This is a genomic window from Lysobacter panacisoli, from assembly GCF_009765165.1.
Lineage (GTDB): Bacteria > Pseudomonadota > Gammaproteobacteria > Xanthomonadales > Xanthomonadaceae > Lysobacter_J > Lysobacter_J panacisoli.
Map to the genome: position 1 here is coordinate 3,481,648 of NZ_VLNU01000001.1, position 22,496 is coordinate 3,504,143.

Annotated in this window: 23 protein-coding genes; 8 read left to right on the forward strand and 15 right to left on the reverse strand. The window is 67.1% G+C overall.

Going from position 1 to position 22,496, the window contains the following annotated elements; genetic code table 11:
• Positions 1-7 precede the first annotated feature (7 nt).
• Both FOF45_RS16310 and FOF45_RS16315 read right to left on the reverse strand, forming a co-directional pair.
• A complete protein-coding gene (locus tag FOF45_RS16310) occupies positions 8-3,478 on the reverse strand; it encodes an efflux RND transporter permease subunit (RefSeq protein ID WP_158986704.1) in 3,471 nt (1,156 codons plus the stop codon).
• Between the two features lie 16 nt (positions 3,479-3,494).
• On the reverse strand, positions 3,495-4,631 hold the full coding sequence (locus tag FOF45_RS16315; protein WP_158986707.1) for an efflux RND transporter periplasmic adaptor subunit: 1,137 nt from the start codon (positions 4,629-4,631) through the stop codon (positions 3,495-3,497).
• Positions 4,632-4,941: 310 nt separating this feature from the next.
• On the opposite strand from FOF45_RS16315, the gene FOF45_RS16320 reads away from it, so the two are divergent.
• Together FOF45_RS16320 and FOF45_RS16325 are read left to right on the forward strand one after the other, a co-directional pair.
• Complete coding sequence (locus tag FOF45_RS16320; RefSeq protein WP_158987609.1) at positions 4,942-5,319, forward strand: c-type cytochrome; 378 nt, start codon at positions 4,942-4,944, stop codon at positions 5,317-5,319.
• A 14-nt stretch (positions 5,320-5,333) separates the two neighbouring features.
• The gene (locus tag FOF45_RS16325; protein ID WP_158986709.1) at positions 5,334-5,768 is read left to right on the forward strand and encodes a c-type cytochrome; all 435 of its coding nucleotides are present in this window, start codon (positions 5,334-5,336) and stop codon (positions 5,766-5,768) included.
• A gap of 149 nt (positions 5,769-5,917) precedes the next feature.
• Here the strand turns inward: FOF45_RS16325 and FOF45_RS16330 are convergent, their stop codons facing one another.
• The 11 genes from FOF45_RS16330 to rpsF form a co-directional block, all read right to left on the reverse strand.
• Positions 5,918-6,649, reverse strand: a complete 732-nt coding sequence (locus FOF45_RS16330; protein WP_158986711.1) for a YiaD family glycine zipper/OmpA-like lipoprotein — start codon at positions 6,647-6,649, stop codon at positions 5,918-5,920.
• Between the two features lie 95 nt (positions 6,650-6,744).
• A complete protein-coding gene (locus FOF45_RS16335; RefSeq protein WP_233264170.1) occupies positions 6,745-8,163 on the reverse strand; it encodes a WS/DGAT/MGAT family O-acyltransferase in 1,419 nt (472 codons plus the stop codon).
• Between the two features lie 131 nt (positions 8,164-8,294).
• Positions 8,295-9,737 carry a cryptochrome/photolyase family protein gene (locus FOF45_RS16340; RefSeq protein ID WP_158986715.1) on the reverse strand — a complete coding sequence of 481 codons (1,443 nt, stop codon included), beginning with the start codon at positions 9,735-9,737 and terminating at the stop codon, positions 8,295-8,297.
• A 53-nt stretch (positions 9,738-9,790) separates the two neighbouring features.
• The gene (alr, locus tag FOF45_RS16345) at positions 9,791-10,927 is read right to left on the reverse strand and encodes an alanine racemase (protein WP_158986717.1); all 1,137 of its coding nucleotides are present in this window, start codon (positions 10,925-10,927) and stop codon (positions 9,791-9,793) included.
• 135 nt (positions 10,928-11,062) lie between these two features.
• Entirely contained in the window at positions 11,063-11,392 is a 330-nt protein-coding gene (locus FOF45_RS16350) for a glycine zipper 2TM domain-containing protein (RefSeq protein ID WP_158986719.1), read from the reverse strand.
• A 47-nt stretch (positions 11,393-11,439) separates the two neighbouring features.
• Positions 11,440-11,697 (reverse strand): KTSC domain-containing protein, encoded by a 258-nt coding sequence (locus tag FOF45_RS16355; protein ID WP_158986721.1) that lies wholly within the window; start codon positions 11,695-11,697, stop codon positions 11,440-11,442.
• Between the two features lie 53 nt (positions 11,698-11,750).
• Positions 11,751-13,166, reverse strand: coding sequence for a replicative DNA helicase (locus FOF45_RS16360; RefSeq protein ID WP_158986723.1), 1,416 nt, complete (start codon positions 13,164-13,166; stop codon positions 11,751-11,753).
• A gap of 229 nt (positions 13,167-13,395) precedes the next feature.
• The gene (locus FOF45_RS16365; RefSeq protein ID WP_158986725.1) at positions 13,396-13,710 is read right to left on the reverse strand and encodes a hypothetical protein; all 315 of its coding nucleotides are present in this window, start codon (positions 13,708-13,710) and stop codon (positions 13,396-13,398) included.
• A 163-nt stretch (positions 13,711-13,873) separates the two neighbouring features.
• Positions 13,874-14,326: a 50S ribosomal protein L9 gene (rplI, locus tag FOF45_RS16370; RefSeq protein WP_158986727.1), complete on the reverse strand. Its 453-nt coding sequence runs from the start codon at positions 14,324-14,326 to the stop codon at positions 13,874-13,876.
• A gap of 150 nt (positions 14,327-14,476) precedes the next feature.
• Complete coding sequence (rpsR, locus tag FOF45_RS16375) at positions 14,477-14,707, reverse strand: 30S ribosomal protein S18 (protein WP_158986729.1); 231 nt, start codon at positions 14,705-14,707, stop codon at positions 14,477-14,479.
• Between the two features lie 26 nt (positions 14,708-14,733).
• A complete protein-coding gene (gene rpsF, locus FOF45_RS16380; protein ID WP_158986731.1) occupies positions 14,734-15,156 on the reverse strand; it encodes a 30S ribosomal protein S6 in 423 nt (140 codons plus the stop codon).
• Between the two features lie 384 nt (positions 15,157-15,540).
• On the opposite strand from rpsF, the gene xth reads away from it, so the two are divergent.
• The 4 genes from xth (at position 15,541) to FOF45_RS16400 (ending at position 20,098) form a co-directional block, all read left to right on the forward strand.
• Positions 15,541-16,368: an exodeoxyribonuclease III gene (gene xth / locus FOF45_RS16385; RefSeq protein ID WP_158986733.1), complete on the forward strand. Its 828-nt coding sequence runs from the start codon at positions 15,541-15,543 to the stop codon at positions 16,366-16,368.
• A 76-nt stretch (positions 16,369-16,444) separates the two neighbouring features.
• Positions 16,445-18,316: an ABC transporter ATP-binding protein gene (locus FOF45_RS16390; protein WP_158986735.1), complete on the forward strand. Its 1,872-nt coding sequence runs from the start codon at positions 16,445-16,447 to the stop codon at positions 18,314-18,316.
• A gap of 41 nt (positions 18,317-18,357) precedes the next feature.
• Positions 18,358-19,554 (forward strand): PQQ-dependent sugar dehydrogenase, encoded by a 1,197-nt coding sequence (locus FOF45_RS16395; protein ID WP_158986737.1) that lies wholly within the window; start codon positions 18,358-18,360, stop codon positions 19,552-19,554.
• Positions 19,555-19,660: 106 nt separating this feature from the next.
• The gene (locus FOF45_RS16400; protein ID WP_158986739.1) at positions 19,661-20,098 is read left to right on the forward strand and encodes a nuclear transport factor 2 family protein; all 438 of its coding nucleotides are present in this window, start codon (positions 19,661-19,663) and stop codon (positions 20,096-20,098) included.
• A gap of 6 nt (positions 20,099-20,104) precedes the next feature.
• On the opposite strand, the gene FOF45_RS16405 is transcribed toward FOF45_RS16400, so the two are convergent.
• Positions 20,105-20,662 carry a DUF488 domain-containing protein gene (locus tag FOF45_RS16405; protein ID WP_233264171.1) on the reverse strand — a complete coding sequence of 186 codons (558 nt, stop codon included), beginning with the start codon at positions 20,660-20,662 and terminating at the stop codon, positions 20,105-20,107.
• Between the two features lie 102 nt (positions 20,663-20,764).
• On the opposite strand from FOF45_RS16405, the gene FOF45_RS16410 reads away from it, so the two are divergent.
• Positions 20,765-21,574 (forward strand): ferredoxin--NADP reductase, encoded by an 810-nt coding sequence (locus FOF45_RS16410; protein ID WP_158986743.1) that lies wholly within the window; start codon positions 20,765-20,767, stop codon positions 21,572-21,574.
• Positions 21,575-21,678: 104 nt separating this feature from the next.
• On the forward strand, positions 21,679-22,101 hold the full coding sequence (locus tag FOF45_RS16415) for a universal stress protein (protein WP_158986745.1): 423 nt from the start codon (positions 21,679-21,681) through the stop codon (positions 22,099-22,101).
• 3 nt (positions 22,102-22,104) lie between these two features.
• Here the strand turns inward: FOF45_RS16415 and FOF45_RS16420 are convergent, their stop codons facing one another.
• Positions 22,105-22,494 (reverse strand): hypothetical protein, encoded by a 390-nt coding sequence (locus tag FOF45_RS16420; protein WP_158986747.1) that lies wholly within the window; start codon positions 22,492-22,494, stop codon positions 22,105-22,107.
• Positions 22,495-22,496 lie beyond the last annotated feature (2 nt).

The window sequence follows — 22,496 nt, forward strand, 5'->3', positions numbered from 1 at the left end:
GCGCTCCTCAGACCGGCTCGACCGTGCCGTCGGCATCGCCGCCGGCGATCGGCGCATGCGTGCGCTTGGCGCGGTTGACGTAGTACTCGTCCGCGCGGCGATCCAACAGGTCGTACACGACCGGGATCACCACCAGCGTCAGCAGCGTCGACACCAGCAGGCCGCCGATCACCGTGATCGCCATCGGCGAACGCACTTCCGCACCCTCGCCCATCGCCAGCGCCAGCGGCAGGAAGCCGAACAGCGTGCACATGGTGGTCATGATGATCGGACGCAGGCGCGAACGTGCACCTTCGATCAGCGCTTCGCGCTTGCCCACGCCGTTCTCGCGCAACTGGTTGACCTTGTCGACCAGGATGATCGCGTTCTTCACCACCAGGCCGACCAGCAGGATCAGGCCGATGAACACCACCACCGACACCGGCGAATTGGTGATCAACAGCGCGAGCACCGCACCGACCAGCGCCAGTGGAATGGTGAACAGGATGACGAACGGATGCAGCAGCGATTCGAACTGCGAGGCCATCACCAGATACACCAGGAACACGGCCAGACCGAACGCGAACAGCAGCGACTTGACGGATTCCGCGAGCTCCTCGCCCTGGCCGCCGATGTGCATGCTCACGCCCGCGCCGAGCGGCTGGCGACCCACCATGTCCTGCACTTCCGCCACGGCGGTGCCGAGGTCGATGTCGCGCAGGTTGGCCGAGACGATCGCCACGCGCACCTGGTCGGCGCGGTGGATTTCGCTCGGGCCGGTGGTGGCGACCACGTCGGCGACCGCGTCCAGCGTGACCGGGCGCGTGCTGCCCGGGTTCACGATGAGGCGGCGGATGCTGTCGACCGACGCGCGATCGGTTTCGCGCGCACGCACCAGCACGTCGATCTTGCGGTCGCGGAAGCTGTAGCGCGTGGCGACATCGCCGCGCACCTTCTTCACGACCACGTCGGCGATCTGGCGCGTGGTCAGGCCGAGCGCACCGGCGCGGTCCTGGTCGAAGCGGATCTGGATCTCCGGGAAGCCTTCCTCCACCGTCGACTTCACGTCGGCGTAGTGCGGATTGGCGCGCAGCATCTTGGCCATCTGCTGGCCCGCCTGCTGGATGCCCGCCAGGTCCTGGCCACGCAGTTCGATTTCCAGCGGCGTGGAGAAGCTGAAGAGCTCAGGACGGCTGAAGTCGACCTGCGCGGACGGATGCGCCTTCATCGTTTCGCGCAGACGCTCGGTCTCACTGGCTTCGATCGCCTTGCTGCCACCGTCCTCCATCACGACGGTGAGCTTGCCGATGTTCTCGCCGCTCTCGGTCGGATTGGCGTCAAGGCGCGTGCCGGTGCCGCTGACGCCGTACAGCGTACGGATGCCCTCATCCTTGGCATGCTTCTGCTGCAGTTCGCGCACCAATGCGTCGGTGTCGCGCAGCGGCGTGCCAGGAGGCAGCTTCACCGTCATTTCGAAGCGGTCCTGCGCCAGCTGCGGGATCAGGTCCGCGCCGAGCATCGGCACGGCCAGCAGCGTCAGCGCGAAGGCCACCGCCGCCGAACCCAGCACCAGCGCCGGCCGGTTGAGCGCGGTCGGCAGCAGCTTCAGGTAGCCGCTCTCGGCGCGGCCATACGGTGCCATCGACAGGTCGCTGGCCTTGCGCATGATCGGACCGACCACGCGGACCAGTCCGCGCCACGCGCGCACGATGCCCCACGCGATCACGAAGAACAGCATGCGCAGCAGCCAGTTGAAACCGTGCACGAGGTAGGCGAACGGCTTGCCGACCTTCGCCTTCGGCTCCCAGCGCGGGTGCGGCGCTTCTTCGGCGAACGCCATCGGCGGACGGCCCTTGAGCGCACTCAGCATCGGGATCAGCGTCATCGACACGATCAACGAGATGCCGATCGCAAGCGCAACGGTGAGCGCCTGGTCGCGGAACAGCTGGCCGGCGATGCCCTGCACGAACACCAGCGGCAGGAACACCGCGATGGTGGTCAGCGTGGACGCGACGACGGCCATGCTCACCTCGCGCGTGCCGGCGATGGCGGCATCGAGCACGCCAAGCCCTCGCTCACGCGCCTTGGCGATGCTTTCGAGCACGACGATCGAGTCGTCCACGACCAGGCCGGTGGCCAGCGCGAGGCCGCCCAGCGACATGACGTTGAGGCTCAGGCCCATCTGGCCCATGAAGAAGAACGTCGCGATGATCGACACCGGCAGCGACAGGCTGATCACGAACGTGCTCCAGCCATCGCGCAGGAACAGGAAGATGATCAGGATCGCGAGCGCGCCGCCGATCACCGCGTCCTTCTTGACGTCGCTGATGGCGTGGCGGATGAACGTCGACTGGTCGTCGGTGGTCGTCAGCGTGATGTCCGGCGGGATCTGCTCCTTGATCTCGTCCAGGCGCTTCTGGATCGCATCGGCGGTGGCGACGGTGTTCGCATCGCCTTCCTTGTAGATGGCGAGTTCGACCGCTTCCTTGCCGGCCAGGCGGATGATGGCCTCGCGTTCCTTGAAGCCCTGGCGGACCTCGGCCACGTCCTTCAGGCGCACGGGCATGCCGCCGGCGACGGTGGAACCGGCGCCGCCGCTGGCGCTCTGCACCGACGCCGCCGCGGCCATCGCCTCGGCAGAACCGGTCTGCGCCGCGATCGCGGCCATCTGCGCCGCCGCGCTCGCGGCCGCGTTGTCGCCGCCGCTCTGCGTGGCGACCAGCATCTCGCGGATTTCCGGCACGCTGGCGAACTGGTTCACCGTGCGCACGAGGTAACGCTGCGAACCTTCTTCCAGACGGCCGCCGGAAACGTTGATGTTTTCCTGCTGCAAACGCTGGATGACGTTGTCGATCGGCAGGTTGAGCTGTGCGAGCTTCTGCTGGTCGATGTCGACCTGGATCTCGTCCTCGAGGCCACCGCCGACCTTCACCGCGGCGACGCCTTCGACCGGCTCGAGCTTCTTCTTCAGGTCGTCGTCGGCGTAGCGGCGCATCGCGGTGAGCTGGCGCAGCGCTTCGGTGTCGCTGGACGCTTCGTCCTTGGGCGACAGCGCGATGCGCAGTATCGGCTCGGTCGACGGATTGAAGCGCAGCAGCACCGGCGCCTTGGCCTCCAGCGGCAGCTGCACGACTTCCATCTTGTCGCGCACTTCGAGGCTGGCCTGGTCCATGTCGGTGCCCCAGGCGAACTCGAGCACGACGTCGCTCTGGCCCGTGCGCGAAACCGACTTGAGCTTGCGCAGTCCCTTGACCACGCCGACGGCCTCTTCGACCGGCTCGCTGATCAGGGTTTCGATTTCCGCCGGGGCCGCACCGGTGTACTCGGTGCGGACCGTCAGCGTGGGATAGCTCAGGTCCGGCAGCAGGTTGACCTTGAGATCGCCCAGCGCGATCAGGCCGAACAGGACGAAAGTGAGCGTCACCATCATCACCGTCACGCGACGGCGAGTGGAGAATTCCACCAGGTTGAAGCCGGGCGTGTTCGCAGGATGCGTCACGTTGCGCTCTCCGCGATTACTGCTTGGATTCGGTCTTGGCGACGGCCGCTACTTCGGCCTTCGCCTGCGGCTGGCCCAGCACCTGCACGACCGTACCGTCGCGCAGCGCGGTCTTGCCGGCGACGACCACCTGGTCGCCTTCCTTCACGCCTTCGCGGACTTCGGCCCAGGAACCGTCCATATAGCCCAGCTTGACCGGCACGCGCTTGGTCTTGTCGCCGTTGACGACGAACACGGCCGGATCGCCGTCGTCCTCGAGCAGCGCCACGCGCGGCACGACGAGCGCGTTGGCGCGCTGGTCGTAGTCGATCTTGATGCGACCGAACATGCCCGGCTGCAGCACGCCGCCGCCGGCGAACGAGCACACCACGCGGAAGGTGCCGCTGCCCGAATCCACCACCGGCGCAACGCGATCCACGGTGCCGGCGAAGGTCTTGCCCGGCAGCGCGTCGACCTGCAACAGCACCGGCAGGCCGGACTTGAGCGTGGCGAGCTCGCGCTCGGGCACGTTCAGCGTGGCCTCGAGGCGCGAGGTATCGACGATGCGGAAGATCGGCGTGTTGATCTGCACGAAGTTGCCGGTCTTGATCGAACGCGACGCGATCACGCCCGAGATCGGCGCCTCGACGCTGGCGTACGACAGCTCCAGGTTGGCCATGCGATTGGCCGCACGCGCTTCTTCCAGGTCGTAGCGCAGCTGGTCGTTGTCGTTGGCGCTGAGCAGCTTCTGCTCGGCCATCTGCTTGGCGCGAGCGTAGTTGGCCTCGAGCTTGCGCATCTGCGCGGCGGTCTGCGCGGCCTGCAGCTCCGAACGGGCCGAATCCAGACGCACGAGGGTCTGGCCGGCACGGACCTGCTGGCCTTCCTCGAACATCACGTTGAGGGCCACGCCCGAGGTCTTGGCGACCACCTGCGACTCGGCCACCGGCTCCAGCGGGGCGGTACCGGTGTAGCTGGCGGCCACGGCGCGACGGGAGGCCTTGGCGACCTCGACCGGCACGGCGTCCGGGCCCTTCTTTTCCTCGCCTGGCTTGGCCTGGGCTTCGCCTGCCCCGCCCCCGCCCTTGCAGGCGCTCAGCAGCAACAGGCACGGCAACAGGACGACAGCGGCGCGGGCAAGACCACGGCTGCGATTTGCGCTGAAGTGACGCATCGAATTGGACCCCAAGTGGCTATTTACCGGACCGTATGCCGGTGTTGTATATAGGTATATCACCGCCCCAGTCACCCTCCATCCGCCGAAGGTCATGGTGACTGGAGCCACGTCGCATGCTGGCGGAGTCGATTCGATCCGGAGCCGCATCAACCATCGATGCAAAATGGTACGGCTTCGTTGCATCAAGATCGCAGGCTATACTTGCAAACTTGTGCGCGCCCCAGTCAGCTGCATCGATGAACGGGCGTCACGCGCAGCCAGCTCCAGAACCTTTCGCTAGCCATTCGAGATTGCGGACTACGACATGATGCGACCGCTGATGATCGCCGCCTGCTTCGTCCTGACCACCGCCGCGTTCAGCGCGTCGGCCCAGGAAACCCAGGCCCCTGCCGCCCCGGCCGCTGCCGCCACGCCGGCCGCTCCCGCCGCCATCAAGGGCAACGCCGACAAGGGCCGCCAACTGACCTACACGTGCCAGGGCTGCCACGGCGTCGAAGGCTACAAGAACGCGTACCCGAACTATCACGTGCCGCGGATCGGCGGCCAGTCGGCGGTCTACCTGACCAACGCGCTTACCGAATACAAGAAGGGCACGCGCAAGCACCCGACGATGCAGGCCCAGTCGCAGAGCTTCTCCGACCAGGACATCGCCGACATCGCCGCCTTCCTTTCGACCCTGAAGTGAGTGAGCGCACGACCATGACGAACAAGATCCTCGCCATCGCCCTGCTCGCTTCCTTCGCCGTGGCCGGCTGCTCCGGTTCCGACACCCCGGCCGAGCATTCCGCCGCCGACCGTTCGGGCGGCCACACCTCTTCGTCCGCGGGCCTGCCGGCTGGCCACATCGCCGCTGGCGAGAAGCTGGCCCAGACCAAGGGCAAGGCCACCGGCCAGTCGTGCGTGGACTGCCACGGCGCCGAAGGCAACGCGCCGATCGACGAGTCCTACCCGAAGCTCGCCGGCCAGTACTACGACTACATCGCGCACTCGCTGCAGGCCTACCGCGACGGCGATCGCGAACACGCGCTGATGTCGAGCCAGGCCAAGGAGCTCAACGACCAGCAGATCGCCGACCTGGCGGCCTACTTCGGTTCGCGCAAGAGCAACCTGCGCGACCTGAAGGGCGTGCACTGATTCCTGCGTAGCGACGTCGTGACGAAAAGGCCCGCCACTGGCGGGCCTTTTCTTTTGCATGCATTTCGCGCAACGCCGCGCGCGGAGACCACAAAAGGAACGGGCCGCTCGCGCGGCCCGTTCGTCGTTCGACGGCGATGCCGCCGGGCTTACGCCTCGATCGGCACCAGCGTGATCTCGACGCGGCGGTTCTGCGCGCGACCGGACTCGCTGTCGTTGCTGGAGATCGGACGGGTTTCGCCGGCGCCGACCACGATGAAACGATCGCGGTTGAGGCCGCGGCTCTGCAGGTAACTGGACACCGAGTTGGCACGCTGCTCCGAGAGCTTCTGGTTGTACGCATCGCTGCCGACGCTGTCGGTGTGGCCGGCGACTTCGACCACGGTCTGGTTGTATTCCTGCAGCGTGCGCGCGACGTCGTCGAGCACCGGGTAGAACTCCGGCTTCAGGTTCGACTTGTCGAAGTCGAAGGTGATGCCGCTGGGCATGTTGAGCGTGATGTTGTTGCCCTGGCGGACCACTTCCACGCCGGTACCGGCCATCTGCTCGCGCAGGGCGCGTTCCTGGCGATCCTGGTAATTGCCAATCGCCGCGCCGGCCAGGCCGCCGACGCCCGCACCGACCAGCGCACGCTGGCGGCGTTCGGTGGCGTCGTCGCCGCTCAGCAGGCCCGCGGCCACGCCGGCGAGCGCGCCGATGATCGCGCCCTTGCTGGTCTTGCTCATGCCCTGCTGCTGGCCCTGCGTCGTCTGTCCCTGCTGCTGCGGCGGCTGCTGCTGCGGATACGGCTGGCCGTAGTAACCGCCGCCGCTGGTGGCGCAGCCGGCGAGGAATGCGGTCGCGGTCAGAGCAAGGACAACGGTCTTCAGATGCATCTTCATGGTCGATCCTTCTGGCAAAAAGTCGGCGTGTGCCGAGAGCGGGCACAAGCTAATCACGTCCGCGTGGGAAACGAGTGACGGCGCGTGGCGCCCATTCAGTCGGCGGCAGGGATCAACGCTTCGGCGGCGAGCGCATCGAGCGTTGCGTCCCAGTTCCCCATCAACGCCAGATAAAGGAGCTTCTCGAACTCCGCGCCGAAACGGCGGATCACCGCATCGGGATCGGGGATGAGCCGACCGTCGGCGATCAGCCCGAAATGGACGCGTCCGTTGTAGCTCATGATCGAAATGCCGATGCCGATCGAACCGGTCTGCGGCACCCAGAACATCATCTCGCGCAGCTCGCAGCCAGCCAGATACAACGGCTGCTGCGGACCGGGCACGTTGGTCGCGACCGCGGTCGCCTTGCGACTGAACAGTTCCAGCGCCAGCCCCTGCACCGATGCCGGCGCCATGCCGAGTGCGGCAAGCAGCCCGTAGGCGACGATCGCCTGGCGCGAGCCCTTCAACTGCTGCATGCACTGCGCGACGCGTTCGAGGCGACGGATCGGATTGTCTTCGCCCACCGGCAGGTCGAGGAACACCAGGCCGAAATGATTGCCGAGCTTGCGCGCGTGCTCGAGAGGTCGCAGGTTCACCGGGACCGTTGCGCGCAGGGTCATGCCGTCGACGGATTCGCCGCGCTCGATCATGTAGCTGCGCAGCGCACCGGCGGCAGTCGCCATCAGCACGTCGTTGACCGTGCAGTCGCAGGCGCGGCCCACGGCCTTCACTTCTTCCAGGTCGAGCGGTTCGGCCCAGGCCACGCGCTTGCTCACGCCGAGTCGACCGCGCAACAGCGACGGCGGATCGTCCGAAAGCGCCAGTGCATTGAGCAGTTCGCGCGCGATCTCCCCACCTTCCTTCGCCAGCACGCCGGCGAGGCCGGGATCGCGGTACATCTCCAGGCCTTTCTCGACGACCTTGCTGCCCAGCTGCACGTAGCGATCGACCGCGCCGACGCGCCGGGCGACACCGGCATGGTCCTGCTTGAGCCAGGTACGGGGCAGTTCGCTGGAGCCGGACGTTTCGGGACCGGTGTCGGTCAGCGACAACAGCACCTGCACCAGCGCGATGCCGTCGGCATAGCTGTGGTGGATGCGCGCGACCAATGCCGAACCGCCGCCGTCGTAGCGCTCGACCAGGTGGAACTGCCACAACGGACGGTCGTGATTGAGTGGCGACGATGCGAGCTGGCTGACGAAGCGCTCAAGCCCGCGCTTGTCGCCACGTCCTGGCAGGGCCGCGTGCTGCACATGCCAGTCGAGATCGAAGTTGACGTCGGTCTGCCAGTGCGCCCCGGCCGGCGTGACCACTGCCTTCTGGCGGAAGCGCCGATATGCGAGGAAGCGCTGCTTGACCACGCGCTTGAGCCGTTCCAGCGACATCGGCTCGGCGAACATCAGCACGCCGGTGATCATCATCGGGTTGGTCGGCCGCTCCATGCGCAGCCAGGCCGTGTCGACGCGCGACATCGGATCGCGGCGTCCCCGCCGGCGCGTGACTGCTCGCGTTCGCGATGTGGCCATGCGCGCCCTCCAAGGCATCCGTGGTCGAGTGAATCACGCTGCGCAGAGCAGCGTCAACGCAGTGTCTAAGCGGACCGTCATCCACGCAGCTTGCGGTAGGCGGCCAGCGCGCCGTCGCGTCCGCGACCGATGTCCACGCTCGGCTGCGGCGGGTAGTCGGGCGCCGCTCGGCGCAGTGCCTTTGGATCCTGCCACGGGGCGAACCGCAGCGGCAGCGGCAGAGATGCCAGCTCGGGCAGCCAGCGGGCGATGTAACGTCCATCGGGATCGAACTTCTGCGCCTGCAGCACCGGATTGAACACGCGGAAGTACGGCGCCGCGTCCGCCCCGGTCCCGGCGACCCACTGCCAACCCAGCGTGTTGTTGGCGAGGTCGGCATCGACCAGCGTGTCCCAGAACCAGCGCGCACCGTGCCGCCAGTGATAGCGCAGGTGCTTCGTCAGGTAGCTGGCAACGACCATGCGCACGCGGTTGTGCATCCAGCCGGTGGCCCACAGTTCGCGCATGCCGGCATCGACGATGGGCACGCCGGTGCGCCCCTGCTGCCATTCCTGCAGGCGCGCGGGCGACACCTGCGCCCAGTCGAAATCGTTGAACTTCGCGTCGAAGTTGTGCGACGGCGTTTCTGGAAAGTGGTGCAGCAGATGGTGGCCGAACTCGCGCCAGCCGAGCTGTCGCAGGTAGCCGTCGATGTCCGCGCCGTTCCCGGCGCTGCGCTCGCGTTCCAGCGCCATCGCGATGCGCCACGGCGCGATCTCGCCGAAATGCAGGTGCGGCGAAAGCCGTGAGGTGGCGACGCGGTCGGGTCGATCGCGCTGCCCGATGTAGCCGCGCAGTGCGCCTTCCAGGAAGGTCTCCAGCGCGCCGCGCGCACCGGCTTCGCCCGGCGTCCAGTCGTTCCAGAAAGCCGCGTCCCAGTCGCGCTTGGGCGCGAGCTGCAATGCGTCCAGTGCCACCCCAGCCGGCCCTTCATCGCTATGCGGCAGGCGCGTCGGCGCATCGATGCACAGGCCGAGCTGCCACTGCCCCAGCAGGGTCTTCCAGTACGGCGTGAACACCTTGAACGGCCCGCCCTGGCGGTTGCGCACGGTCCACGGCTCGAACAACAGCGCGGCGTTGAAGCTCTCCACGCGCACACCCTGCATGCGCAGGGTCTGCTTGATGTGGGCGTCTCGCTTCTCGTAGGCGGGTTCGTAGCGCCGATTCCAGAACACCGCCTCGGCGCCGGACATCGCGATCAGCGATTGCAGCGTCGCCAGGCTCGGTCCGAAGAAGTGCCGCAGGTGCGAGCCGCGTCGCCGCAGCTGCGCATCCAGCGCCGCGAGCGATCGATGCCGCCACGCGTCGGAGGCCGCACCGGGTCGCCAGTCGCCACCCTCGTCGGGCGCGTGGATGTAGACCGGGATGGGCACGTAGCCGCCGTCGAGGGCGGCCTGCAGCGCGGGATTGTCGTCCAGGCGCAGGTCGTTGCGGAACCAGACCAGCGCCCGCGGAGCCGAGCTCGCTTCGGTTCCGGCCATTCGCGCGCCCCTGAGTGATCGACGGCTTCAGTATGCCGCGATCGGGCGCGAAGTCAGCGACCGGTGTCGCCGCCGCGGTACTCGCGCGGGATGCGGTCGTTGAGCCCGACCAGGATTTCGTACGGGATGGTGCCCGCCAGTCGCGCGACTTCCTCGGCGCTGATGGCCTCGTCGCCCTGCTTGCCGACCAGCACGACCTCGTCCTCGTTCCAGGCACTGTCGCCACCGATGTCGACCATGAACTGGTCCATGCAGACGCGGCCGACGATGGGATAGCGGTGACCGCGGATCAGCACCTCGCCGCGCGAGGACAGCGAGCGCGGGAAGCCGTCGCCGTAGCCGATCGGCACCGTCACCACGCGCGTGTCGTGGTCCGCGGTCCAGGTCGCACCGTAGCTGACCGTGTGCCCCGCCCTCACGACCTTGAAGTACACCACCTGCGAGGCCAGCGACATCGCCGGCCGTACGTCGATGGTGCGCTTGGATGCGGGATCGGGCAGCACGCCGTACAGCACGATGCCCGGCCGCACCATGTCGAGCCAGGTCTCGGGGAAATGCAGCACGCCGCCGGAGTTCGCCAGATGCCGAAGCGGCATCGGCGCGCCGATGCGCTCGAAATGCGCGCAGGCTTCGTGGAAGCGCTCCACCTGCTGCAGGGTCATCGGCGAGGCGGGATCGTCCGAGCAGGCCAGGTGCGAGTACACGCCCTTGACCGTGCACCACGACGACGCGACGGCCGCCTCGATGAAGGCGGCCGAGGAATAGCTGTGGACACCGATGCGTTCCATGCCGGTGTCGATCTTCAGGTGCACGATCGCCTTGCGTCCCATCGCCTGCGCCGCGGCCTCGGCCTGGCGCAGCTTGTCGAGCGAGGACACGGTGATTTCCAGATCGTGGGCGATGTACTGCGCAACCTGCGGCCCGAAGATGCCGCCGAGAACGAGGATCGGCGTGGTGACGCCGGCTTGCCGCAGCGCGATGCCCTCCTCCACGAACGCCACGCCCAACTGCTCGACGCCCTGCGCCTGCAGGTGGCGAGCGACCGGCACCAGGCCGTGGCCGTAGGCGTTGGCCTTGACGATGGCCATCACCGGCACGCCGACGTGCGCGCGGATGTTGCGCAGGTTGAGCGCGAGATGGTCGAGATCGACCACGATGCGGGTCGGGCGCCCACTGACTGCGGGCGGCATCAGGCCTGGACTGTCGTGCACTTCGTTCCCGGACGCGACGATGAAGTGGCGATCATTCTAAGCGCGCCCGCGCACCGCTTCGCGCCGGAGCGTGCGCGAAGTGCTCTGGAACATTCATCCGTACGGCGACACCGCTCAGTCGCAGCGGCGCTCGGTCACCGTCTCGGTCTTGTTCTGCTGGTTGTCCTGGATCTTGCGACCGGCGAACGCGCCGCCGACCGCGCCAGCCGCGGTCGCGATCTTCTTGCCGCTGCCGCCGCCCACCTGGTTGCCGAGCAGTCCACCCGCCACCGCGCCCAGCGCCGTGCCGGTGATCTTGTGCTCGTCCTTCACCTCCTTGGGCCGCTCGACCTGCACGTCATAGCAGTGGGGCTGCTTGGTCGGTGGTTGCTTGGCGGCGACCGGCGTCGCCAGGCACGCCGCCGCCAGCGCGAGCGACAGCACGGAAATAGTGGTGTTGCGCATGGCACGCTCCTTGAATCGAACCTGCAGCCACGCTGCACCGCGCGGCGTTATGGCCGCGTCAACCGGTGACGATGAGACGGCGGATCGGGCGTGTCGAGCTGAAGGTAGTCGAAACCCGCGTCGCGGATGTGCCGGCTGAAGTATTCGCCGTGCGAGGGCGCCGCCATCAGTCCGTCGTGCAGGTGCGGCGGCACGTCGAAGTAGCGGTACACCGCACCGCTTTCGAACTCGATCTCCAGCACCTGCCGGTCGGGGTCGTACCCGATGCTGCGCAGGGCCTGCGAATCGACATGCCGGCGTTCCATCGACGACAGTCTCAGGCCGCCGCCGTGGAATCGCCGTGAGCGCGGTCGCCCGCTTATTCGAAGCTGCCGACCGAGTCGTGCGAGAGGTTGTCGAAACGCGTGTACTCACCGAAGAACTTGAGCTTGCACGAGCCGGTCGGGCCCGAACGCTGCTTGCCGATGATGACTTCGGCCAGTCCCTTGTCCGGCGAGTTCTCCTTGTTGTAGTAGTCGTCGCGGTAGATGAACATGATCATGTCCGCGTCCTGCTCGATGGCGCCCGATTCGCGAAGGTCGGCCATGACGGGGCGCTTGTCGGTACGCGTTTCCAGCGAGCGGTTGAGCTGCGAGAGCGCGATCACCGGCACCTGCAGTTCCTTCGCCAGGCCCTTGAGCGAACGCGAGATCTCGGAGATTTCCGTCGCACGGTTCTCGCTGTTGCCGGGCACGGACATCAGCTGCAGGTAGTCGATGACGATCAGGCCCAAGCCACTGTGCTCGCGCTTGAGGCGACGCGCCTTGGCGGCCAGCTTCACTGGCGACAGGCCGGGCTCGTCGTCGATGAAGATCTTCACCTCGCGCAGCTGGCGGATCGCGCCGGTCACGCGGCTCCAGTCCTCGTCCTCCAGCTGGCCCGTGCGCAGGCGCTGCGCGTTGACGCGGCCGACCGAGGAAATCAGTCGCATCGCCAGCTGGCTGGCCGACATTTCCATCGAGAACACCGCCACCGGCAGCTTGCTGCGGAAGGCGGCCGTCTCGGCCATGTTCAACGCGAGCGTGGTCTTGCCCATCGCCGGACGCGCCGCGAGGATGATCAGGTCGGTCTTCTGCAGGCCGGCCGTCATCATGTCGAGTTCGGTATAGCCGGTCGACAGGCCCGTCACGCCGCCGCCGTTGGTGTAACGCGTCTGCAGGGTGTCGAAGGCTTCCGACAGCGCCTTGGTCACCGGGGTGAAGTCGGTCTTGCCGGTCGAATTCGCCTGCGCGATCGCCAGCACCTGGCGCTCGGCTTCCTCGAGGATCTCGGCGCTGTCGCGACCGTCGGGCTGGAAACCGTCGTTGACGATGCCGGTGCCGACGTCGATCAACTGGCGCAGGATCGCCTTGTCACGGACGATCTCGGCGTATGCGGTGATGTTGGCGGCCGACGGCGTGGTCGTCGCCAGCTCGATCAGGTAGGCGCCGCCGGCGACCTGTTCGGACAGGCCCTGCGATTCGAACCACTCGCCGAGCGTGACCGCATCGAACGGACGGTTCTTCTCGGCCAGCTCGCGGATCGCGCGATAGATCAGCTGGTGATCGCGACGGTAGAAATCGTTGTCGCTGAGCTGGTCGGCGATGCGATCCCAGGAATCCGGCGCCAGCATCAGGCCGCCGAGCACCGCCTGCTCGGCCTCGATCGACTGCGGCGGAATGCGCAGTTGGTCGACGCGCTGCTCGCTGCGTGTCTCGAATCGTTTTTCGCCGCGGAATCCCGGTCGTACGCTCATTGAGGTTACTGTCCCCTTCCCTGCGTCGAGGCGGTGGCCGTGTGATGGTCGCGGGTCGGGAATCGTAGACGCGGAAGCCCTCGGGCAGTTGCAGATAAGTCTGTGGATATCGCGTGGATACTCATGGCCGCATGGGGCCACGTCTTCGTCTCACCTGATGAGACGGGCGCTTAAGCGATGGATGCAGGCGCGCCGTTCGTCCGCGGAACGCCTCGTACGACGGGCGGTATCAGTCCAGGGCGACGGGCCGGGCGCGACTGGCGGTCGCATGCAGGCGCTCCACCTGGGCCGGCATGCGCGGCGAGATCAGCATCAGCAGGCCGTCCAGCGCCTCGTTGCGCCAGCGCCCTATGCGCGGCACCTCGAGGCTGCCGGCGATGTGCTGGTCGATCATCTGCGCGATCAGCGGGAACACGACGTCGCCCTGCGTCTCGCAGGCATCGCGCAGGCTGCGCACGATGAGGTCGAGATAGCGGGCTTCGGGATCGACCGGACGGATGGCGTCGCCGCCGATCGCCTGCATGCGGCTCTGGTTCGAGGTCATGGTGGCAAGCCCTCCGATGAGGAGCGCGTACGGTCCCACGCACACCCGATCGGTCCCATCAGAAAAATCCTAAAGCCGCTGCGGAGTAATCCGACACCGGATTCCGCAAAAAACAAAGGGCGCCTTGCGGCGCCCTTCGCTTGAAGCAGGATCGTTCGTGGGATCAGGCGACTTCGCCGACCACGATGACCTTGACGTTGGCTTCGATGTCGGCGTGCAGGTGCACGACGACTTCGTGCTCGCCGGTGCGGCGCAGCGGGCCTTCGCCCAGCACGACTTCCGACTTCTCGACCTTGTGGCCCAGCTTGGTCAGCGCATCGGCGATGTCGCGCGGGCTGATCGAGCCGTACAGCTTGCCTTCGGTCGAAGCGTTGGCCGAGATGGTCACCTCGACGCCGTCGAGCGCGGCCTTGCGGCCTTCAGCGCCTTCCAGCGAGGCCTTGGCCTTGGCTTCGTACTCGGCGCGGCGGGCCTCGAACTCGGCCAGGTTGGCCGGGGTCGCCGGCGCGGCCTTGCCGTACGGGATCAGGTAGTTGCGGCCGAAGCCCGGCTTGACGTTGACCTTGTCGCCGAGCTTGCCGAGGTTCTGCACGTTCTGCAGGAGGATCAGTTGCATGGTCTTGCTCCGTATTCGTTAGCGAGCCTGAGGGCCCGCAGCGGGTTTCGCTGTCCGAAGACCGCGACGTCTTTCCCTCACCCTGCCCTCTCCCGCCAGCGGGAGAGGGGGACAAGGCGTTTCCTCCCTGCGGGAGAAAACGACGTCGCCTTAGGCGTTGTGGTTGTCGGTGTACGGGATCAGGGCCAGGAAGCGGGCGCGCTTGACGGCCGCGGCCAGCTGGCGCTGGTACTTCGACTTGGTACCGGTCACGCGGCTCGGCACGATCTTGCCGGTCTCGGTGAGGTACTGGCGCAGGGTGTTGAGATCCTTGTAGTCGATCTCCTTCACACCTTCGGCCGTGAACTTGCAGAACTTGCGGCGACGGAAGAACTTGGACATGAGTGCGTTACTCCTGGAATTCGTGCTTAGGCGGCTTCGACGGTGTCGTCGCTGGAGTCGTCGGCCGTGCCAACGCCTTCCTCGTCACGACGGCGGCGCTCGCCGCGCTCGGGCTTGTCGCCCTTCTCGTCCTTGAACTTCATGATCAGCGACTGCTCGGTGTCCGGGCCGTCGCGCTTGATCACGAGGTGGCGCAGGACGGCGTCGTTGAAACGGAAACCGTCGACCAGCTCGTTCAGCACGTTCTGGGTGCACTCGATGTTGAGCAGGACGTAGTGGGCCTTGACCAGGTTCTCGATCGGGTAGGCCAGCTGACGGCGGCCCCAGTCCTCGAGACGGTGGATCTTGCCTTCGCCGCCTTCGATCAAGCCCTTGTAGCGCTCGATCATGGCCGGCACCTGCTCGCTCTGGTCCGGATGGACCAGGAACACGACTTCGTAATGACGCATGGTGATTCCTTGTGGATGATGGCCCGCGACGCGGACCGGATCAGCCCCCCGACGTCCGGGACTGGACGCGGTGGAGCAAGGTCTCCCGCAAGCCGGAGCCGCGGGAGCCGGAAATTATGGCCGATTCAATGGGTTGGGACAACTGCCCTCCCTTTAGACCCGGGAATCCCGGCACGAGGGCTCCGGGACCGTCACTCCTGGGCCCTGCCGGTACTCCCCGAGCCCCTGGGCAGCGGCCCAAACAGGCGATTCGGGGCGCCCACGCCGTCTGCGCGACCGGTCCGTGCCGGGATCAGCCCAATCCCCTCGCGTCGAATGTGCATGACATCGTCCCTTCACGACCGCCCGGATAGCGTGGCCGCTCCCGCGTAGCGGACCCGGCCGGTGAAGATCGCGACCTTCAACATCAACGGCATCAACACGCGCCTGCAGGCCCTGCTCGCGTGGCTGGAGAAGGAACAGCCGGACATCGCCTGCCTGCAGGAACTGAAAGCACCGGGAGACGCATTCCCCGCACAGGCAATCGCCGATGCCGGTTATGGCGCGATCTGGCACGGGCAGAAGTCGTGGAACGGCGTGGCCGTGCTCGCGCGCGATGCGGAGCCGGTGGAGATCGGCCGCGGCCTGCCCGGCGATCCGGAAGACACGCAAAGCCGCTACATCGAAGCCGCTGTCGGCGGGATCGTCGTGGTCTGCCTTTACCTGCCCAACGGCAATCCGCAGCCCGGGCCGAAGTTCGACTACAAGCTGGCGTGGTTCGACCGTTTCCTGAAGCGCGCGCAGCAGCTGTACGACTGCGGGCAACCGGTGGTGCTGGCGGGCGACTACAACGTCGTGCCGACCGACGAGGACATCTACGACCCGAAGTCCTGGCGCAAGGACGCACTGCTGCAGCCGGAAAGCCGCGAACGCTACAACCGTCTGATCGGACAGGGCTGGACCGATTCGCTGCGCCACGTATTCGGCGAAAAGCGCGTGTACACGTTCTGGGACTATTTCCGCCAGCATTGGGAACGCGACGCAGGCCTGCGCATCGACCATCTGCTGCTCAACGCCGAACTCGCACCGCGCCTGCGCGCGGCCGGCGTCGATCGCTGGGTGCGTGGACAAACCAAGCCCAGCGACCATGCGCCGACCTGGATCGAGATAACCGACGGCGTCGAACGGCCTGCCGCATCCAGGACCGCCAGGCGACCGCGGACCAAGACCTGAGCGCTGCAACGCACACGCGTACGAAGCGTGAGGTGCACTTCACCGTTCCTGCGCCGTCTGCGGGCACAATCGGCGCATGAGCGAACGCGCCGACGCCGTCCTCCCGCCCACGCCCAAACCCAGCCTGCGCGAACGCTTCGACGCGCTGCGCAACCTGCCGCCGTTCCTGCGCCAGATCTGGGCGACCAGCCCGGGCCTGACGCTGCTGTCGCTGGGGCTGCGCGTGATCCGCGCGCTGCTGCCGATCGCGATGCTGTACGTCGGCAAGCTGATCATCGACGAGGCCGTGCGACTGGTCGCGGCCGGACAGTCGTTCGATTCGATCGGCGCCGGCTGGCACAGCGGCCAGCTCGACACGCTGGCGATGCTGTTGCTGCTCGAGTTCGCGCTGGCGATCGGCTCCGACCTGCTGGGCCGGGTAGTCAGTTACGCCGACTCGCTGCTGTCGGAGCTGTTCACCAACGTCACCAGCGTGCGCCTGATGGAACACGCGGCCACGCTGGACCTGGAGGACTTCGAGGATCCCGACCTGCAGGACAAGCTCGATCGCGCGCGCCGACAGACGATGGGCCGCATGAACCTGATGAGCCAGTTGTTCGGCCAGGCGCAGGACGCGATCACCGTCATCAGCTTCGCCGCGGGCCTGCTGGTGTATGCGCCGTGGCTGATCGTGCTGCTCGCCGTGGCGCTGGTGCCGGCGTTCGTCGGTGAAGCGCATTTCAACGCGCTGGGCTATTCGCTCAACTACGCCTGGACGCCCGAGCGCCGCCAGCTCGAGTACGTGCGCCAGATGGGCGCGAGCGTGGAAACAGCGAAGGAGGTGAAGATCTTCAACCTCCATCGGTTCCTGATCTCTCGCTACCGCGAGCTGGCCGAGCGCTTCTTCCGTGCCAATCGCGCCCTCGCCCGCCGCCGCGCGATATGGGGCACGCTGCTGGCCGCGCTCGGCACGCTGGGTTACTACGTCGCGTACGGCTACATCGCATGGCGCACGGTGCGCGGCGATTTCAGCATCGGCGACCTGACCTTCCTCGCTGGCAGCTTCCGTCGCCTGCGCCAGTTGCTGGAAGGCCTGCTCGTGGGTTTCTCGCAGGTCGCCGGACAAGCGCTGTACCTGGACGATCTGTTCTCGTTCTTCGAGATCCGACCCGAGATCGTCTCGCCCGCGAACGCATTGGCGATCCCGCGTCCGATCGCGCGCGGCTTCGTGTTCGAGAACGTCGGTTTCCGCTATCCGGATGCCGAGAAGTGGGCGCTGCGCGGACTCGATTTCGAGCTGCGCGCCGGCGAAGTGCTGGCGCTGGTCGGCGAGAACGGTGCGGGCAAGACCACGCTGGTGAAACTGCTCGCGCGCCTCTACGACCCCGACGAAGGCCGCATCACCCTCGACGGCCGCGACCTGCGCGACTACGACCTCGACGACCTGCGCGGCAACGTCGGCGTGATCTTCCAGGATTTCGTGCGCTACCACCTCACCGCCGGCGAGAACATCGGCGTCGGCCAGATCGACGCGATGACCGACGCCGCGCGCATCCGCGACGCCGCACGGCGGGCAATGGCGGACGAGGTGATCGAAGGCCTGCCGCTGGGCTACGACCAGCTGGTCGGGCGCCGCTTCAAGACCGGCGTGGATCTCTCCGGCGGCCAGTGGCAGAAGATCGCCATCGCCCGTGCCTACATGCGCGATGCGCAGGTGATGATCCTCGACGAACCGACCGCTGCGCTCGATGCGCGCAGCGAGTTCGAGGTGTTCCAGCGCTTCAAGGAACTCTCGGAAGGCAAGACCGCCGTGTTGATCTCGCACCGTTTCAGCAGCGTGCGCATGGCGGACCGCATCCTCGTGCTGGCCGGCGGCCGGCTCGAGGCCAGCGGCACGCACGAGCAACTGCTCGCACAGGGCGGTCGTTACGCGGAATTGTTCGAACTTCAGGCCGCCGGTTATCGTTGAGCCTCGCGACCCACTCCCCATACCGGACAGGACCTCTGCCCATGCGCCACGCCCTGCACTGCACCACGCTCGCCCTCGGCCTTTCGCTGGCCCTCGTCGGCTGCCAGGCCCGCCAGGGCGAGGAGTCCGCCACCGCCACGACTGCGGCCACCGCCGCGCCGAAAGCACTGCCGACGCAGACCGTCGCCAGCCAGAACGGCACGGTGCAGGTCACCACGATCACCGCCGGACTCGAACACCCGTGGGGCGTTGCACTGCTGCCCGACGGCGGCTTCCTGGTCACCGAACGTCCCGGTCGCCTGCGCCATGTCGGCGCCGACGGCAGCCTGTCGGCGCCGCTGGGCGGCGTGCCGACCGTGTGGGCCGAAGGCCAGGGTGGCCTGCTCGATGTCGTGCTCTCGCCCGACTTCGCCACCAGCAAGCGCATCTTCCTGAGTTATTCCGAGCCGGGTCCGGACGACAGCGCCGGCACCGCCGTCGCCAGCGCCGTACTCGGCAAGGACGCGCTCTCCGACCTGAAGGTGTTCTATCGCCAGGAGCCGAAGCTGGTCGGTCCGAACCACTTCGGTTCGCGCATCGTGTTCGACGGCAAGGGCCACGTCTTCATCAGCCAGGGCGAGCGCAACGACCGCCCGACCTCGCAGAAGCTCGACATGCTGCAGGGCAAGCTGGTGCGCCTGAACCTCGACGGCAGCGTGCCGGCCGACAATCCCTTCGTCGGCCGCAAGGACGCGCGTCCGGAAATCTGGAGTTACGGCCATCGCAACATGCAGTCGCTCGCGCTGGATCCGCGCACTGGCAAGGTGTGGGAAGCCGAGCACGGCCCGAAGGGCGGCGACGAGATCAACATCCCCGAACCGGGCAAGAACTACGGTTGGCCGATCATCACCCACGGCATCAACTACTCGGGCCTGAAGATCCCGGAAGCGGTCGGCACCTCCGCGCCGGGCATGGAGCAGCCGTACCACGTGTGGGAGGTCTCGCCGGGCCTGTCGGGCATGGCGTTCTCGACCGGCCATGCAGGGTCGAAGTGGAACGACAGCCTGTTCCTCGGTGCGCTCGCCGACGGCAGCCTGATCCGCCTCAGCCTCGACGGCGACAAGATCACCGGCGAAGAGCGCCTGCTGAAGGAACTGGGTTCGCGCATCCGCGACGTGCGCGTCGGCGCGGACGGCGCGGTGTACGTGCTGACCGACGAAACCGACGGCAAGCTGCTGCGCCTGGATCCGCCGAAGTAAGCCGACCGTTGCGCGCCCACCCGCGCATCGCCCGAGTCATCGCCTGGCAATGGCCCTTCTCCCGCACGGGAGAGGGGCTTTCCTTTCTCGCATACGGAACCCGCACATGCTCCGCACCGCGATCCTGCTGTTCGCCCTGCTCGTCTGCATTCCGTCCGCCGTCGCCGCCGAGAGCGATGCGGAGCTGCTCGCGCTCGACGCCACCTGGAACGATCTGCGCATGAAGCCCGATGTCGATGGCCTGGATCGCCTCCTCGCCGACGACTGGATGCTCACCCATTCCGACGGGCGTGTGCAGTACAAGGCCGACTACCTCGACGAACTGCGCACCAGCACGCGTCGCAACCAGGGCATCGGTAATGATGACCTGCGCGTGCGTCGCTACGGCGACACGATGGTCGTCACCGGCACCAGCGTGCAGTCGGGTATCAGCAACGGCCAGCCGTGGAGCGGACGCTTCCGCTTCACACGCACGTGGATCAAGCGCGACGGCCAGTGGCGCATGGTCGCCTCGCATTCCTCGCGCATCACGCCGCCGCAATAGAGACGGTCAGAACAGCGGGGGCTGCGTTCCCGCCGTGTCGTCCGCCGCATGCGGCGAGTAGTCGAGTACGCCATCGACGATGCGCGCGGCCTTCGTGTACGGATGCTCCTCGCTGCGACCCGGCGCGACCAGATGCACGACCTGCCAGCCGCGCGATTTCAGGTCGTCGCTGATCAGGCTGCGATGGCACTGCGCCCAGTACGCCTCCGCGCACATCACCGCCGTGCGCTTGTGCAGGGCCAGCGCTTCAAGGCGTTCGCGCGCTTCGACGTAGTCGGCACTTTCCATGTAGTCGGCATAGCCGCGGAAAGACGCATTGCGCCACGCGGTGTTGTGCGAGTCGGGCCGTGGAACTCGGCGACCGCCCAGGTCCGGCATCGGCACGTAGTCGATACCCGCCTCCGGCAGCGCCTGCGCCATGTGCGTGGCGGCGAACTGCGGATGCCGCCGCGAACCGGCGAAGCGGCGCACGTCAGCGACGGCCTCGATGCCCGCCATTTCCAGCAAGGCGACGAAATCCGGCCATTCGCGAGTGGAATGGCCCACGGTCCATACGGTTCGCATGACCGCAAGCATAGGTCGGGCGCCGTCGACCCGACGCAAATCAAGATCGGCCGGCGCCGCCGGGCTACAATGCCGGCCGGTTTCCCCTCCCCCCGCACCGGCATGTCCTCCGCGTTTGGCACCGAGACGGTGCTGGATGTCCGTCACTGGACGGACGACTACTTCAGCTTCACCACCACCCGCGACGACGGTTTCCGCTTCGACAACGGCCAGTTCGTGATGATCGGACTGCAGGTTCCGCAGGCCGATGGCGCGAGCAAGCCGCTGCTGCGCGCGTATTCGATCGCCAGCGCCAACTGGGAGGAGCAGCTCGAGTTCTTCAGCATCAAGGTGCCCAATGGCCCGCTGACCTCGCGCCTGAAGTCGATCCAGCCGGGCGACCAGGTGCTGGTCGGACGCAAGCCGACCGGCACGCTGCTGATCCACGATCTGCATCCGGGCCGCAATCTCTACCTGCTGGGCACCGGTACGGGCCTGGCGCCGTGGCTGGCGGTGATCAAGGATCCGGAAACCTACGAGCGTTTCGACAAGGTCATCCTGACCCACGGCGTGCGCAGCGAGAAGGACCTCGCCTATCGCGACTACTTCGTCAACGAGCTGCCGAAGCACGAGTTCCTCGGCGAGCAGATCGCCGCCAAGCTCAAGTACTACCCGGCCGTGACGCGCGAGCCGTTCGAGTTCGGTGGCCAGGACCACCGCGGCCGCCTGACCGATCTGTTCGACAGTGGCCGGATGATGGAACACCTCGGCATCGAGGGACTGGATCCGGAACACGACCGCGCGATGATCTGCGGCAGCCCGCAGATGCTGGCCGACTTCCGCACCATCCTCGACGGCCGCGGCTTCACTGCCGCCCCGCGCATCGGCACGCCGGGCCAGTACGTGTTCGAGCGCGCCTTCGTAGAGAAGTGAGCCGCTGGGCGTCGCGACGACGCCCGCCCTCTCGGTTGATCCGGATCAAGGCCCCCGTCACGCCCCCTGCGTAAGATCGCCGCAGGTTAACGGGAGTGACTCGCATGAAGATCCTGCTCGCCGTCGACGGCAGTGAAGTCAGCACGCGCGCCGTCAAGCACGTCATCACCCTCGCCGGCCAACTGGCCAGCCCACCTCAGGTGATCCTGGCCAACGTCGACATCCCGCTGATGCAGCGCGCCGCGGTCGCGATGGGCGCCAAGGCCGTGGAGGCCTACCACGCGGAAAGCGCGCGAGGGATGTGCAAGGACGCGCGTCGCCTGCTCAAGCGCGCCGAGCTCGATTTCGACGAGGAAATCCACGTCGGCGACATCGCCGAGACGCTGCTCAAGATCGCCAAGAAGCGCCGTGTCGACCTGATCGTGATGGGATCGCACGGCCAGGGCCTGATTCGCGGCATGTTCCTCGGTTCGGTCTCGACCAAGGTCATCGCCGGCGCATCGACGCCGGTCACGATCGTCCGCTGAGCCTCAGCCCTCGCGCAGCCAGAGTTCGGCGATGGTTTCGTTGACGAACACGCGCGCGTCGATGCCGTTGGCGCGCGCGTAGAGTTCGCAGTACTCGATTTCCTGCAGCCCGCGCGGCTTCACGTGCGCGATCCGCAAACGGCGCACCCGGTCCGGATCGGTCTGCACGACCAGTTCCAGCCACTGCTCTTCGGTGAGCGGTTCGCCCTGCAGCTCGTCGACGAGAAGCACACCGCAACCGTCCGCATCGCGCGCGGCGGTGAGGATCGCGCGCCAGTAGGCGATGGAGTTCTCGAGCGTTTCCGCACCGCGCACATGCACGCGCAGGCCCAGCGGGTGCGGCTCGATCCGCACGTCAAGGGATCCGGCCGGCGCCACGCTGTCGGTGGTCATGG

What these genes read in the sequence shown, in the direction of transcription:
- FOF45_RS16315 (WP_158986707.1), bottom strand. Translation starts at nt 4,631, where the DNA reads ATGCGTCACTTCAGCGCAAATCGCAGCCGTGGTCTTGCCCGCGCCGCT.
- FOF45_RS16320 (WP_158987609.1), top strand. Translation starts at nt 4,942, where the DNA reads ATGCGACCGCTGATGATCGCCGCCTGCTTCGTCCTGACCACCGCCGCG.
- FOF45_RS16325 (WP_158986709.1), top strand. Translation starts at nt 5,334, where the DNA reads ATGACGAACAAGATCCTCGCCATCGCCCTGCTCGCTTCCTTCGCCGTG.
- FOF45_RS16330 (WP_158986711.1), bottom strand. Translation starts at nt 6,649, where the DNA reads ATGAAGATGCATCTGAAGACCGTTGTCCTTGCTCTGACCGCGACCGCA.
- FOF45_RS16335 (WP_233264170.1), bottom strand. Translation starts at nt 8,163, where the DNA reads ATGTCGCGCGTCGACACGGCCTGGCTGCGCATGGAGCGGCCGACCAAC.
- FOF45_RS16340 (WP_158986715.1), bottom strand. Translation starts at nt 9,737, where the DNA reads ATGGCCGGAACCGAAGCGAGCTCGGCTCCGCGGGCGCTGGTCTGGTTC.
- alr (WP_158986717.1), bottom strand. Translation starts at nt 10,927, where the DNA reads ATGCCGCCCGCAGTCAGTGGGCGCCCGACCCGCATCGTGGTCGATCTC.
- FOF45_RS16350 (WP_158986719.1), bottom strand. Translation starts at nt 11,392, where the DNA reads ATGCGCAACACCACTATTTCCGTGCTGTCGCTCGCGCTGGCGGCGGCG.
- FOF45_RS16355 (WP_158986721.1), bottom strand. Translation starts at nt 11,697, where the DNA reads ATGGAACGCCGGCATGTCGATTCGCAGGCCCTGCGCAGCATCGGGTAC.
- FOF45_RS16360 (WP_158986723.1), bottom strand. Translation starts at nt 13,166, where the DNA reads ATGAGCGTACGACCGGGATTCCGCGGCGAAAAACGATTCGAGACACGC.
- FOF45_RS16365 (WP_158986725.1), bottom strand. Translation starts at nt 13,710, where the DNA reads ATGACCTCGAACCAGAGCCGCATGCAGGCGATCGGCGGCGACGCCATC.
- rplI (WP_158986727.1), bottom strand. Translation starts at nt 14,326, where the DNA reads ATGCAACTGATCCTCCTGCAGAACGTGCAGAACCTCGGCAAGCTCGGC.
- rpsR (WP_158986729.1), bottom strand. Translation starts at nt 14,707, where the DNA reads ATGTCCAAGTTCTTCCGTCGCCGCAAGTTCTGCAAGTTCACGGCCGAA.
- rpsF (WP_158986731.1), bottom strand. Translation starts at nt 15,156, where the DNA reads ATGCGTCATTACGAAGTCGTGTTCCTGGTCCATCCGGACCAGAGCGAG.
- FOF45_RS16390 (WP_158986735.1), top strand. Translation starts at nt 16,445, where the DNA reads ATGAGCGAACGCGCCGACGCCGTCCTCCCGCCCACGCCCAAACCCAGC.
- FOF45_RS16395 (WP_158986737.1), top strand. Translation starts at nt 18,358, where the DNA reads ATGCGCCACGCCCTGCACTGCACCACGCTCGCCCTCGGCCTTTCGCTG.
- FOF45_RS16400 (WP_158986739.1), top strand. Translation starts at nt 19,661, where the DNA reads ATGCTCCGCACCGCGATCCTGCTGTTCGCCCTGCTCGTCTGCATTCCG.
- FOF45_RS16405 (WP_233264171.1), bottom strand. Translation starts at nt 20,662, where the DNA reads ATGCGAACCGTATGGACCGTGGGCCATTCCACTCGCGAATGGCCGGAT.
- FOF45_RS16410 (WP_158986743.1), top strand. Translation starts at nt 20,765, where the DNA reads ATGTCCTCCGCGTTTGGCACCGAGACGGTGCTGGATGTCCGTCACTGG.
- FOF45_RS16415 (WP_158986745.1), top strand. Translation starts at nt 21,679, where the DNA reads ATGAAGATCCTGCTCGCCGTCGACGGCAGTGAAGTCAGCACGCGCGCC.
- FOF45_RS16420 (WP_158986747.1), bottom strand. Translation starts at nt 22,494, where the DNA reads ATGACCACCGACAGCGTGGCGCCGGCCGGATCCCTTGACGTGCGGATC.